At 36.8% G+C, this 12,885-nt stretch carries 19 protein-coding genes; 11 read left to right on the forward strand and 8 right to left on the reverse strand.

Translation table 11 applies throughout. The features are described from left to right. Window positions 1–104: 104 nt before the first annotated feature. Together C9J40_RS05845 and C9J40_RS05850 are read left to right on the forward strand one after the other, a co-directional pair. The gene (locus tag C9J40_RS05845) at window positions 105–497 is read left to right on the forward strand and encodes a DUF2750 domain-containing protein (RefSeq protein WP_005365846.1); all 393 of its coding nucleotides are present in this window, start codon (window positions 105–107) and stop codon (window positions 495–497) included. A gap of 67 nt (window positions 498–564) precedes the next feature. After that, window positions 565–918: a HopJ type III effector protein gene (locus tag C9J40_RS05850; RefSeq protein ID WP_107207563.1), complete on the forward strand. Its 354-nt coding sequence runs from the start codon at window positions 565–567 to the stop codon at window positions 916–918. An 83-nt stretch (window positions 919–1,001) separates the two neighbouring features. On the opposite strand, the gene C9J40_RS05855 is transcribed toward C9J40_RS05850, so the two are convergent. Continuing rightward, window positions 1,002–1,334, reverse strand: a complete 333-nt coding sequence (locus C9J40_RS05855; RefSeq protein ID WP_107207562.1) for a hypothetical protein — start codon at window positions 1,332–1,334, stop codon at window positions 1,002–1,004. 279 nt (window positions 1,335–1,613) lie between these two features. Between C9J40_RS05855 and C9J40_RS05860 the strand changes: the two genes are divergently transcribed. The 3 genes from C9J40_RS05860 to C9J40_RS05870 all read left to right on the forward strand — a co-directional run bounded on the left by C9J40_RS05860 (window position 1,614) and on the right by C9J40_RS05870 (window position 4,164). Beyond that, window positions 1,614–2,396: a phosphoribosylglycinamide formyltransferase gene (locus tag C9J40_RS05860; RefSeq protein ID WP_107207561.1), complete on the forward strand. Its 783-nt coding sequence runs from the start codon at window positions 1,614–1,616 to the stop codon at window positions 2,394–2,396. 212 nt (window positions 2,397–2,608) lie between these two features. Beyond that, entirely contained in the window at window positions 2,609–3,397 is a 789-nt protein-coding gene (locus tag C9J40_RS05865; RefSeq protein ID WP_107246133.1) for a phosphoribosylglycinamide formyltransferase, read from the forward strand. Between the two features lie 290 nt (window positions 3,398–3,687). Next, the gene (locus C9J40_RS05870; RefSeq protein ID WP_105061996.1) at window positions 3,688–4,164 is read left to right on the forward strand and encodes a DM13 domain-containing protein; all 477 of its coding nucleotides are present in this window, start codon (window positions 3,688–3,690) and stop codon (window positions 4,162–4,164) included. 173 nt (window positions 4,165–4,337) lie between these two features. Here C9J40_RS05870 and C9J40_RS05875 read toward each other — a convergent pair whose 3' ends face one another. Then, window positions 4,338–4,979, reverse strand: a complete 642-nt coding sequence (locus C9J40_RS05875) for a LysE family translocator (protein ID WP_107246135.1) — start codon at window positions 4,977–4,979, stop codon at window positions 4,338–4,340. Window positions 4,980–5,125: 146 nt separating this feature from the next. Here C9J40_RS05875 and C9J40_RS05880 point away from each other — a divergent pair, with 146 nt between their 5' ends. Next, complete coding sequence (locus C9J40_RS05880) at window positions 5,126–5,401, forward strand: nitrogenase-stabilizing/protective protein NifW (protein WP_107246137.1); 276 nt, start codon at window positions 5,126–5,128, stop codon at window positions 5,399–5,401. A 104-nt stretch (window positions 5,402–5,505) separates the two neighbouring features. On the opposite strand, the gene ykgO is transcribed toward C9J40_RS05880, so the two are convergent. Together ykgO and C9J40_RS05890 are read right to left on the reverse strand one after the other, a co-directional pair. After that, a complete protein-coding gene (gene ykgO, locus C9J40_RS05885) occupies window positions 5,506–5,649 on the reverse strand; it encodes a type B 50S ribosomal protein L36 (RefSeq protein ID WP_005365863.1) in 144 nt (47 codons plus the stop codon). Window positions 5,650–5,651: 2 nt separating this feature from the next. After that, on the reverse strand, window positions 5,652–5,909 hold the full coding sequence (locus C9J40_RS05890) for a type B 50S ribosomal protein L31 (protein ID WP_006644960.1): 258 nt from the start codon (window positions 5,907–5,909) through the stop codon (window positions 5,652–5,654). Between the two features lie 105 nt (window positions 5,910–6,014). Here C9J40_RS05890 and C9J40_RS05895 point away from each other — a divergent pair, with 105 nt between their 5' ends. From C9J40_RS05895 to C9J40_RS05910, 4 genes are all read left to right on the forward strand, one after another. Then, on the forward strand, window positions 6,015–6,248 hold the full coding sequence (locus C9J40_RS05895; protein WP_233218509.1) for a hypothetical protein: 234 nt from the start codon (window positions 6,015–6,017) through the stop codon (window positions 6,246–6,248). A 229-nt stretch (window positions 6,249–6,477) separates the two neighbouring features. After that, window positions 6,478–6,795 (forward strand): fumarate hydratase, encoded by a 318-nt coding sequence (locus C9J40_RS05900; protein WP_107207556.1) that lies wholly within the window; start codon window positions 6,478–6,480, stop codon window positions 6,793–6,795. A 271-nt stretch (window positions 6,796–7,066) separates the two neighbouring features. Further along, window positions 7,067–7,645, forward strand: a complete 579-nt coding sequence (locus C9J40_RS05905; RefSeq protein ID WP_107246139.1) for a DJ-1/PfpI family protein — start codon at window positions 7,067–7,069, stop codon at window positions 7,643–7,645. Window positions 7,646–7,656: 11 nt separating this feature from the next. Continuing rightward, on the forward strand, window positions 7,657–8,343 hold the full coding sequence (locus tag C9J40_RS05910; RefSeq protein WP_304590045.1) for a DNA alkylation repair protein: 687 nt from the start codon (window positions 7,657–7,659) through the stop codon (window positions 8,341–8,343). Window positions 8,344–8,345: 2 nt separating this feature from the next. Here C9J40_RS05910 and C9J40_RS05915 read toward each other — a convergent pair whose 3' ends face one another. The 3 genes from C9J40_RS05915 to C9J40_RS05925 form a co-directional block, all read right to left on the reverse strand. Further along, the gene (locus C9J40_RS05915; protein WP_107246143.1) at window positions 8,346–8,828 is read right to left on the reverse strand and encodes a rod shape-determining protein; all 483 of its coding nucleotides are present in this window, start codon (window positions 8,826–8,828) and stop codon (window positions 8,346–8,348) included. A 29-nt stretch (window positions 8,829–8,857) separates the two neighbouring features. Further along, complete coding sequence (locus C9J40_RS22215) at window positions 8,858–9,058, reverse strand: hypothetical protein (RefSeq protein WP_233220301.1); 201 nt, start codon at window positions 9,056–9,058, stop codon at window positions 8,858–8,860. 386 nt (window positions 9,059–9,444) lie between these two features. After that, on the reverse strand, window positions 9,445–10,296 hold the full coding sequence (locus tag C9J40_RS05925; protein ID WP_107207551.1) for a DMT family transporter: 852 nt from the start codon (window positions 10,294–10,296) through the stop codon (window positions 9,445–9,447). 559 nt (window positions 10,297–10,855) lie between these two features. On the opposite strand from C9J40_RS05925, the gene C9J40_RS05935 reads away from it, so the two are divergent. Next, a complete protein-coding gene (locus C9J40_RS05935; RefSeq protein WP_105061985.1) occupies window positions 10,856–11,104 on the forward strand; it encodes a hypothetical protein in 249 nt (82 codons plus the stop codon). Window positions 11,105–11,325: 221 nt separating this feature from the next. Here the strand turns inward: C9J40_RS05935 and C9J40_RS05940 are convergent, their stop codons facing one another. Next, window positions 11,326–12,762, reverse strand: coding sequence for a glyceraldehyde-3-phosphate dehydrogenase (locus C9J40_RS05940; RefSeq protein ID WP_107246146.1), 1,437 nt, complete (start codon window positions 12,760–12,762; stop codon window positions 11,326–11,328). Window positions 12,763–12,885: the final 123 nt, after the last annotated feature.

The raw sequence follows: 12,885 nt of genomic DNA on the forward strand, positions 1-12,885 counted from the left end.
AAAACCCCATAAAATTGTAATAATCAGTAGGATAAAACAAGATCTCTGTTCTATTTTGATTTATTCTTACAATCAATCGACATAACTACCAAGGTAATACACCCATGTCTACGCCATTAGATGCAACAGCAATTGAAACAATCCAAGGTTTTGATGCCGAAAAGCGTTACAAGCATTTAGTTAAAGAAGTTGTCGCTAACCGTGAAATTTGGATCCTTATCGATGAACACGGTTGTGTAATGCTTAATACCGACGATGAAGACTGTGTACCAGTATGGCCAAATAAAGAGTTTGCAGAAGCATGGGCAACTGGTGAGTGGGATAATTGTAAAGCAGAAGCTATTTCATTAAACAAATGGCATAGCCGTTGGACACATGGCCTTGAAGATGACGAACTGGCAATCGTTGTATTTCCAATTCAAGATCAAGAGGGTTTAGTGATCTACCCTGACGAGTTAGATTACGAGCTAAAGAACCAAGCAAAAAAACAGCGTTAATCGCTGGACGAATTTACAATACTAAGGTCAGAGTTATTCTGGCCTTTTTTATAGGAGAAAAACGTAAATGGACGCACTACTTCAAACCATTAAACAAAATCCAACCATCGTTGAATTTGCACACGTTATGGCAGTGATCACTGAACATTACGATTACCAAGCCACCACATTTTACAATGGTTTAAAAGACGATACGTTAAAGAATGATGCAGGAACAAATGAAGGTTCATGTAAGATTTTTGCTTTTGCGCAATTAAATCAACTATCAGAACAAGAAACGCTAGCTTGTTTTGGTCAATATTACCGTCAAGATGTGTTAGAACATCCTGAAAACAACGACCACCAAAATATTCGTCATTTTATTAAATACGGTTGGTCTGGCATTCAGTTTGATACATTCCCGTTAACAGCTAAAGCTTAATCACAAACAAGCCATCACGATAATTACTCTCTATCAACTTAGAACAATACGATGATGGCTTGCTTAATATAATAATTGAAAAATTAACTTAACGGCTTATTACAATGACTACATTTCTGCGGCGGCTTCATAAAAAATGGTGAGCGAGTTGCCTGCCCACAGCTATCACAAAACTTGGTAGAACGAATAGTCAACAATGTTAATGGCACCAATAACACTAGAATCGCAACTAACCATACCGTTGGTGGTTGCATATAAATAATGAACCCGCCAATCACGACGTTACTAAACACGGTATAAATTGGCCATAATTTACGCTTTTTTGCTACATCCTTACCGCGTTGAAATATCATTACACTACCCACAACCAGTGCAACCCAAATAACGATAAAGCCAATTAATAGATTTTCCTGCATTACTTACTATCCCTACGATTAAACACTATAAAATTTCACATTGAACAAACTTCAAACAACAAAAGTAACTTATCCCCCTCATTGAAAGCATAATTAACCTCTCAATAAGTATGGTTTTATGACCCTTCTCACAATGTTGGATTATCGTTAAAAAAAATAAACATTTTTATTACCACTTTTCAAAATAAAGTATTATCTTTAGCGCCAGAACAGGACGTTCAGGAATAAATCACAGACTTAGCTGCCATTTGCTAGTGCGCTGTGCTAAAGGAGTAAAAAATGGTTGTTCACACTGTCGCTCGTACTCATCGTCTACTACCTTCTGCGGTTAGCAATGACACAATTGCTGATGCGATGTTTCAACATTCAAAAAATAGTCATAATTTTAAGCTCATTAATAAAACGAGTGTATTATTCAATTCACCGCATTCTATCAAAGAGCTACAGCAAATTCCTAGCTGGCGTCAGCATAATATTACACAGCCTTATAATCAGTTAGAGAAGTTATACCAGCACGCGTACCCAGCTCAACAAGAGCTAAATATGCTATTAGAATCCGCCGCACTCGCTAGCCATTCTCAGGCTTTTTTACCTGGAATTAAAAACCAAAAACGTGCTGAGAAGAAAATAGCCACAGAGTTACTCGGTAACGTAAATAAGCTAACCGATGTTGTACGAGGAAGTGTTGTCGCAACAAACATTAGCGATTTAGTGAAAGCTTATTACTACCTAGCTCAATATAGCGATATTGTTAGAGTGAAGAACCGTTTTGATTCCCCTGCAGTATCTGGCTATCGCGATATCAAAGTGTTAATTCGGTTAAGCAATAGTGGGCTTATCGCTGAAATTCAACTACACCTTGAAGCCATTGCAGAAATTAAAAATGGTGAAGAGCATGATATCTATGAAGCCATTCAAAACATCGAGCGTATTTCGATAATTAAACGTCGAGCGCTAGATGATATTGAAAAAATGCAAATCAAACGCTTACAGGAAAAATCCCAGGCACTATATGCAAAAGCGTGGCAAGCTTATACTCAGCATTTCAATCTAGCCAGCTAATAAAACAACATACAACAATGTGATCAGAACCGCATTTTTATGCGGTTTTTTTATCGTTTTATGAATATTGACACAGAGTTTACCTCCCATTCAGGCTATATTGCTAACATCAGATCAGAAAGTAAAACCAAGCGCCGACAAACTACACAACACTTTTAAATACTCTTTTTGTGTGTTTGATATTGAAGGACAATATCGTTGGGAGTTGCTTAATGGATGTAAAATCTGTTCTACGTACAAGCTTTATTCTGTTCTGTATGCTTAGCCGTTCTGTGGTTGCAGCACCCGCTGTTGCGCCTGCATACACAATCTCTGACCAACCATCACCAACCCGTTTATCTCAAGCAAGCCGGAAGTCATTTCAACGTGATTTAAGTGGTTTATATAGCATTCAATCTTGGAAAAATAATAACATTGCACAACCGTATGATGACTTTACTACCTTGTACCAAGCATCAACTCAAGCACAAGTTGAATTAGCACATCTTATGCGTAGCATTAGCCTAGTTTCATCAACTGAAGCATTAGTTCCTGCCGTTAAGTCAATGGCACGCGCACAACATAAAATTGAAACAGAGCTAAATGGTCAAACGAATAAAATTACGGATATCGCGCGTGCTTCTCTCGTTGCTAACGATGTTTCATCGTTAGTGCAATCTTTTGAACTACTAAGCAAAGAAGCGACCATTGTAGGTGTTAAAAACCGCTTTAAAAAACCAACAGCTTCTGGTTACCGTGATTTGAATGTATTAGTTGAACTGCCACAAAGTAAAATCATTGCCGAAGTACAACTTCACTTAAAAGATATTTCTGATGTGAAAAATGGTAAAGAGCATGATATTTACGAACAAATTCAGAAAATTGAACGTTTAGCTCTGCATCAAAAACGCCCCCTGACAGAGTTTGAAGAGAAGAAAATTAAAAAACTACGTCAAGAGTCATTACATTTATACCAAGCCGCTTGGCAGCAATACTTACAACCAAACAGCATTGCCGTCTAACTCACTTTCTATTCACTTCAACGCCCTACTCACTAGGGCGTTTTTGTATTTATCACTTGAATCGCAGATTTTTAATCATTCAAAAGCGCTACCTTTAAAAACAAACAGCAACACATAACTCTATGTGTGTAATTTGTCATTGGCTAACCGATAACAATAAGTAAAGCCCATCACGATAGTTCGTAATGGGCTTTTTGTATATTTATTAGAAATAAAGCATTAAGAATTTGAATTTATAATATTTTTAAGCAATACCTATAAAAACCTATTGTTTAAACGCAGGTAGACTTATGACTATCAAAAAGACAATTACACTTCTTATCACTCACTTACTTGCCGGTGCATTCGGTGTTGCCCTAGGGATCTATTTACTGCCTATTTTGACTGCGCCAACGGCACCAACACAATCTGAAGTCTCTCGCATTTCGAAGCAAGCCCAGTATTCTGGTGAGTTCACAAAAGGATTAGCTGGTAGCGACTTTCTCCATTGGGGCGAAGGTAAAGTTTCAATCTCACCAACAAAAATAACCTTAATGGGAAAACTCGCACCAGGGCCTGATTATAAACTATACCTATCACCTAAATTTGTAGAAACCGAAACAGAATTTAACCAAGAAAAAGCCAATATGGTGTTGGTAGGAAACGTGAAAACCTTTGATAATTTCGTTGTCAATGTGCCTCAGAACATTAATATCACTGAATACGATACAGTGATCGTGTGGTGTGAATCTTTTGGTCAATTTATTACTTCAGCTAAATACCAATAAGATTGAACACAGCTACACTTTAGACGCGAATAACCTCTTATGGGTTGAATACAATAGTCTTAATATCCTCCACTCCAAATATTATTTTTAACTAACACTTGCTGAGCTTTTATTTTTAATACGAACAAAAAAGCGATCGTTAGATCGCTTTTTACTATCAATAAATCATAAGATTAATTAGAGCTAGATAAAGCAACCTTCGCGCCTAATGCCATTAACACCACACCCATGACTTTTTCAATATACTGCTGAGCTGATAAGAAAGCATTTTTAATGTAACTGCGGTTTAAGAAAATTGCGACCAGAGAAAACCAAACAAAACAGGTAAATGACACAATCGCACCATAGGTAATTTGAATAGCGATAGGTGTCGACGCACTAACTAACTGAGTGAATAAACTCAAGAAGAATAACGTTGCTTTAGGGTTTAACATATTGTTTAAAAAACCCATTTTAAAAGCTGCAATAGCACTAACATCCTTCTTTTTAAGATCACTATTCTCTAATGTTGTCTTCGCTGTGCTTTTTAGACTTTTATAACCAATATAAAGCAGATAGGCCGCACCAAGGTATTTAACGATAGAAAAGAGAACAATAGATTGAGAAAGCAATACGCCAATCCCTGCTAAGGTATAAAAAATATGTACCCAAATCGCAGCAGCAACACCTAATGCAGTGAGAATCCCAGAACGCGTTGAATGAACGAGACTATTTCTAACCACAATCAGAAAGTCAGGTCCCGGTGTAATAATGGTTAAAACCGTGATAGTAACAACGGCTATTAATTCTGTTAGGTAGGTCGTAAATAATTCCATTTCAGTCTCCTTTTCTTTTCACTCTCCACAATAGTTAAAAACAATTAAAAAAAACAATTTATTAACAACCTAATATACAGATCAAAATCAAAATACCTTACTTCCCTTTGTGCTACCTTGCGCTTTCAATAAATAGAGACAACACCATGACCAAACCAGATATTCTCACAACTATTAAAGATTTCACTGCTATAGAGCAGGCACTTGATTACTTTGAGATTAGCTACGACAGCAAATTTATCAATGCCAATCGTGAGGCGTTAGTAAAGCGCTTTGGTGGTTATTTGATCATGGAAAAGCCTGATGATTGGTTTTCAGGCCGCCGAGCATTGAAAAATGCCTACTGTCGTGTACAACGTTCATTATTAGATAAATCAACAAGACAAGCTTGTCGCGGATGTACCAGTTGTCAACGTCGATAATAAACAAAAAGCCCATCACGTTTGTAATGGGCTTCATATGCAATATATTATTTTAATATGATGATACCTAGCCGGTTGGGATTCATCCTTTCACTATTGCTATCTTACTTTTTCTTCTTTACCTTGCCTTGTACTGCTTTAAATCTTGGATTTGATTTACAAATAACATAAAGGCGACCACGACGTTTAACGACTTGGCAATCCTTACTACGCTTCTTTGCACTTTTTAATGAGCTTAATACCTGCATTGTTATTCCCCTTTTAGCCCTGTCATCGCAAACTGTTTATTAAATCGAGCAACACGTCCATCACGTTTCGTCATCTTCTGCTTACCGGTGTAAAACGGGTGAGAATGCATAGAAACATCTAACGTAACATAAGGATATGTTTCTCCATCTAGTTCAACCGTTCTTGACGTTTGTATTGTTGAACCAACCATTATGTACTTGTCTGCACCAGTGTCATGAAATGCCACCGTTCGATATTCTGGGTGTATACCTTCTTTCATTATTACTCTCCCTTGCTGCCTTTTGGTTATGTTATAACATAACAATAAGCAAGATCAACAAAGATGATAATAGTTATCAGTAAGATTCATATCGAGATGCGGATAATGACTGAAACCACTTTTTTATACCGATCATTTTATAAAGCAGAAGATCTCTTTCTTATTCATCAAAATGAGAATGGGTTAGAACATGATCTTGTTGCTAATTACATTCAATCAAGTTTAAGCCTCGCGACTTGGTATAGGAAAGAATCTGATTTTTCGAATCCATTATTAGAAGAACTTTTTCTTCGCCGCCTCTTTTACAACCTTTTGAATACCATTAATGACACACTTTAACAGCTTCATGATTAACATAAAAAACACAGAAAAAGAGAAACTTAAACATTAATCTGAATAACCAATGTAATAGCGATTAATTTTCCAACCTGATATTGCAAAATTAGCTATAATTAGGGGTGTCACAAATTTTCTCTTTAGTTAAAATATCGAAATAATATGGCTGATTATCATGCCATTGTTGGGCTTTTTTGCCCTTTTAAACATCATCATTCAGGAATGTACATTCATGAACCAACCAGTAGACACTGTTGATAAAACTGAGCGAGATAATTCAACGAATGATATGCAACTTGCACAGTTTAATATTGCACGCATCTTTAGCATCATTCTTAATGTGGTATTAATCCTCGCACAAATTAAGTTATTAAAAACACACGACGTTACCATTAAAACATACGGACTTTTTCTGCTATGTAACGTAAGCATTTTATTTAGTCTCTTTGCACCACGTTTAACAAGCTTTAAATTAAAACAAATTCTCAAATACGCTTATATGCCAACGGTTATTGCTGTATTTATTTTTATTGGTCAAGTCACTAACTAAATACTGATTAAGTACCGAGCATGAAGTGTTAAAAATAATGATTTCGATTATGCTAACACTTCATTAATTATTCTAATTCAGCTATCCCAATACTTCGTTACAAATAACCACTCAATAACAGAGTCATTCATTGTTTTATTAAAACATTCAAAAATGTATCACTCATCACAATCTTCTCTCTTACCTCCCATAATATTGCACGATATGATAGTTCTACTAAACGTTATATCTGTTCCTTTCTCCTTTAAGTTCGTTCATGCATGGAGCAAAAATGAATATCGGTATTTATATTTACGACAATGCAGAAGTTCTCGACTTTTCTGGGCCTTTTGAAGTTTTTAGTACCGCTAAGCGCTTACATGCAAAAGATTGGAATATATTTCTCATTGCTGAAACGTCCGCTCCAGTGACAGCACGAGGTGGCTTCCAAGTACTACCACATTACAGCTTCAACGATCACCCGCATATAGATGTTCTCATCGTTGTCGGTGGTATTCACACTGAAGAAATGAATAAAACAGAAGTATTAGCATGGATAAAGCATATTGATACAACAGCAACTCACGTTGTTTCTGTTTGCACTGGCGTCTTTTTACTGGCACAAGCCCAATTGCTTAGCCATTTGTTTGTTACGACACATTGGGAAGACATTCCAATTTTAATCGAAACCTTCCCTGATCTAAATGTCATAGATAATAAAAGATGGGTTTGTGATGGAAAATATATAACATCCGGAGGTATATCAGCAGGGATAGATATGAGCTTATACCTCGTATCAAAATTACACAGCTTAGTGCTTGCAGAACAAGTGGCACATCAAATGGAATACCATTGGCAACAATACCCTTAAAATGATTTACAATAAATGCCAACAAGCAGGACGCCATGACGATCATATCAACCGTTAAAAATGCCCTTTCAGAAATAGGCTATCCCGCCAAAGCGATTAAAACCAGTCAGGTTCGGGCCCTTTCTGCTGCGCTTTTTAAACAATTAGAAATCCAAGATATTGATTCAACTTTATCAGTGTGTGAAACATTGCTAGAACAACGAGATTGGGCATGTAATATTATTGCTTACGATTGGGCATTTAAAATGAGGAAGCAATATACTCCTGAAACCTTTACAACTTTCCAACATTGGCTATTTACTTACGTAACTGACTGGAACGATTGTGATGATTTTTGCACCCATGCTTTTGGTGAATTGCTACTGAAATATAAAGCACTATTTCCTAAAATTTTGCCGTGGGTAAACCATGATAACTTTGCTGTTCGCCGCGCTACGGCAGTGATCCTGATTTATCCAATGAACAAAAAGGACTACAGCGACTTATTCCCATTAACCGTGGCGAATTTACTCCAGAATGATGAGCACTACTTGGTGCAAAAAGGATACGGTTGGATGCTAAAAGTACTGTCTAAACACGATCCTGAAACTGTGATTGAATATTTAACTCAGCACCACAGTACGATGACACGAATGGCTTTTCGCTACGCGCTAGAAAAACTGGATAAAACCACGCAACAAAAATTAATGGCACTGTAAGACTACGAGCTCAATTGTTTTTTAAACGCTACATAAGAGGTTTTCTGAGCATGAATGCGAGCCTGATTATGATGTACTAAGACCTCCCTTGCTCCAGCTCCCATCGCCAGTTCTTTTAACACTCGCTCTTCAATATCAGTGAGACCACCGTCTACTTTTTCCAATTGATGTATCACAATACGTGGGCTTATTGAGAACTTGTTATTACCTAATACTTCACGGACAGCATATTGCAGCAGCTTTTCAGCACATGCAAAATCACCGACAAACGAGCGTTTATGATCAAACGGATTAATTACTGTAATATTTGAACCTGATAAATGTTTTGCTTTATCACCAACAGCTAGTACGTTTTTTTTCGTATTTTCAATCGCAATATAAGGAGATAAATCCGCCCTTTCACCCGTTCCAAATACCTGAACAGATAACTGTTTAACACTCAATTCAACCAATAGGTCGCATTTAAATTTTTGTAAAAACGACATTGCCTTTCTCTATCCTCAAATCAAAGCTGTTAAAAGTGATACTTAATGGGAGTGTCTAATTCAGGTTTCGTCACGACCATCGCATAATAGCCAAAACTAAGATCTGTTTTTATCCCCACTAAAATGACGCGATCATTCAATGATAATTTACTCCCAACTTCAGAGGGAATCTCACAAATACTATCATTCATGAACTGTGTAAACTCTTCAGGCTCAATACACCATTGCATGCTTCTATCTTGTGAAAGATCTTTAATAACGACAGTTTGATACGCAATATTATTAGGAAAGGCAGTTATTACACTAGGGATCAATTTTATATAAAAAATATAAATAAAGAACGGTGTTATAATAAAGAAAATGAATGCTGGTGCAATACTGAAAATCTTATTTCCTTTCTTTGTTATACGAGTAAAAACGTCTGTTCTAAAGCTATCATTTGTTACGAGAAAATAAACGAACAGCAAAAAAAGAATAATATAGGTACATATTGTCATCATTAACAACATGTTATGAGCATCTGCATACACCAATGTAGACGGCGTCAAAATCAGAAATAATAACCCACTAAAAATAAGAAATACGTAATAACTCAAAGATACGAATAACGACCACATTAGCTATTCACCATTTCTTTTCTAGGTGAACTCACATTCATTAAATTACCCACCAGCATAAAACTGGCACCTAAGAAGAGAGTCCAATCAATCCCTTCCTCATAAACATAAAAGCCCACAATTGCGATTAAAGGCAAGCGCAAAAAGTCCATCATAACCACTAAGGTTACATCAGCAAATTGCATTGCTTTGGTCATACAGAAATGGGCTAATAGTGCTGAAACAGACACTAAAACAATCCAACCCCATGCAAAGATATTGGGTGATTGCCAACCTTGGTATGCCAGTATTAATCCAAACGGAAGTTGTACTAAACACATAAAAAATAGAATAGTTAATGGCTTATCTGAAGTAGAAAGCGATTTAGTTGAAGCATGAGATACGGCATAACACATCGCCGCCCCTAGTACGATTAGCGAAGCACTATTAATGATTTTAATACCGGGCTGAACAATGATAAGTACGCCAATGAAACCCAGCACTAAGGAGAACAAACGCTTTGAGGTAAAGCGTTCGTTTAAGAACAACGTGGCAATAATTGCAGTCCAAATAGGTACGGTAAACTCAATCGCAAAAACTTCTGCCAAGGGTAATAATGTTAACCCTAATAACCAGCCATATTGACCAGCAAAGTGGAATACATTGCGAAATACGTGTAACCGCAAGCGTTGTGTCTGAAATAAACGCTTATCTTGATAATATAAGATAATAGCACTAATAATACCTAACCCAATTATACTACGCAGTGCCATTAACTGAGCTGTGGTGATATCACCAGATAACTCTCTAGCACCAATCGCTATTAAACAAAACGAGCAAAGTGCACCCATCATCCATAATATTGACAGCATCACTGCTAACCCTTTTTGAATACTTGTGATATTAATGATTTAAAGTCTAAACCAAGTCCATAAACCCAAACCAGATATAAATAATACCCACCAATTATAAAGCAATATAAAGTTCTTTAATTAATGTGGTTTATTATTAAAGACTCTAATTTTTCAACAACAGATGGAGATCTATTAATATCCAGTTCAAACCAACCATCAGTCCCCATCTGGTATAACTGACTTACCTTTAGCTCTTTACATTTTTTATTGTAAGTGCCTATAACGTTAAATATGCCAAAATCAGTGTTTATTCGACTTATATTAAATTTTTGCATTCGTTCAACTTAATAATAAATTACTCATATTATAACTTCTTATCTTGTCTTTCTTTTCGAATACAAATAAAGGCGAAGTACGACACATCTTCATGTAACAAAAATCCCCTTATCATTTACGTATAGACGATTATGCAATAGCAAAAGGTATGTTTGCATAACTCAATAAAGACAGAAGAAATAATCGAGAATATGCTTATTCTAATGCTTAAATATTGATTTTAAAGGGATGAGGTGATGTGATGAAGAAAGCGCTTAAAATAAATACTGTCTATATCAATATGGAAACGATTGTTGCTTTTGATCTTGACTATAAAATTGATGGTAATCGTGCTTTGTACCTAATGACCAATAGCAATGAACTACCTTTTCTTGAAATTGAAGTCGCAGAAGATGGGCAGGCAGAATCTACCGACTATCAAGCACAAAAAGTAACGAATCGAGAATATAATCGTATCAAGAGTGAACTCATGGCATACATGGGGTTATAAATCATTAGGTGCAATTATCTATGTAAGACTCGCAGCGCTTTATTCATCCAGATTTTATCGATAAAGCGTTGTTTCACTGTTTTCTTTCGTCAATAAAAGCCACTCAGAACTATGGGGAGTAACGCTAAGTGGCAATCCTCTTCATAAAAAGAGGCAAGTGAAACCATTATATTTTTACTGGTATCTTTATTATTTTAAGATCGATTTAAGAAAACTATTCATTAAACGTAAGGATATGTTTTATAACGCACTCCCATCATCTGCTCCATGCAATGCACAACCTGACAGCTATAACCAAACTCATTGTCATACCAAATATACAAAACGGCACGATTATCTTGTGCAATGGTCGCAACACCATCAACCACTCCCGAATAACGCGAACCAACTAAATCTGTCGAGACAACTTCTGTCGAGTCAGTAAAATCAATTTGTGCAGATAACGTTGAAGAGAGCGCCATTTCTCGTAAATAAGCGTTCAACGCTTCTTTATCGGTACTTTGCTCTAATTGAAGATTCATTACCGCCATTGATACATTTGGGGTTGGAACACGAATCGCGTTGCCTGTTAATTTACCTGCCATTTCAGGCATGGCTTTTGCCACTGCTTTAGCAGCACCGGTTGATGTCAGCACCATGTTCAATGAAGCAGCACGGCCACGACGATCTCCGGTGTGGAAATTATCTATCAGATTTTGGTCATTAGTAAATGAATGTACTGTTTCAATATGACCAAACAATACACCAAACTTATCATGTACTGCCTTTAATACCGGAGTAATCGCATTTGTCGTGCAACTTGCAGCAGAAATTATCGTGTCTTCACGGTCAATAACATCTTCATTTACACCGAATACAACGTTCTTTATTTCTCCTTTACCTGGGGCGGTCAACAACACCTTTTTGGCACCTCTACAAACAAGGTGCTGGCTAAGCCCTTCAGTATCGCGCCACACACCTGTATTATCAACAACTAAGGCGTCCTTAATACCGAAAGTGGAGTAATCGACATCTTGCGGTTTATTGGCATAAATCACTTGAATGTAGTTACCATTCACAATGATGACTTTACGTTCATGATCGATGACTATACTGCCATTAAACTGACCATGCACAGAGTCTCGACGTAATAAACTGGCGCGTTTTTCTAAGTCACCGTCTTTTCCACCCCGCACCACAATAGCACGTAATCTTAATGGATAACCGGGCCCACTCTTTTCAACTAATAATCGAGTTAATAAACGACCTATACGACCAAAACCATACAGCACCACATCACGAGGCTCTGTCATTGGATCATCTTCAAGTGAATCTTTCAATGCTGTTTGCAAGAAATCATCCAGCCCATGTGTATCTACATTACTCTCCCAAAATGTATATGCGAGGCGCCCGACATCAATACGACAAGGTGACAAATCCATCTTAATAAGATGCTGAATAATTGGTTGCGTTTGTTCAACTGTAAGTGAACAACCAATGTAACGCTTGGCAACACGGTGAGCTTTGATGATGTCGATTGTTGTCGCATTAACTAATGTTTTACCAAAAAGTATAACTTCAACACCTTTTTGACGGTACAGTTGGCCTAAAACAGGAGCAATAGATTCGGCGTAAGTTTGACTCGTTTGCCATTCTCGGAAGTGCTTTTCTGGACTCATTTTTTCTCAGGACCTTTTCACGTTAAGTTTTTGCTTTCATGGCGATTGTAGGGAGCCACTTAGCATTAAGAGTGCATTTCAAGTCATGGTCTTTAGTGCCACTTTAAAGACTCGAAAGCACAG

The sequence above is a fragment of the Photobacterium sp. GB-72 genome (assembly GCF_003026095.1).
GTDB lineage: Bacteria > Pseudomonadota > Gammaproteobacteria > Enterobacterales > Vibrionaceae > Photobacterium.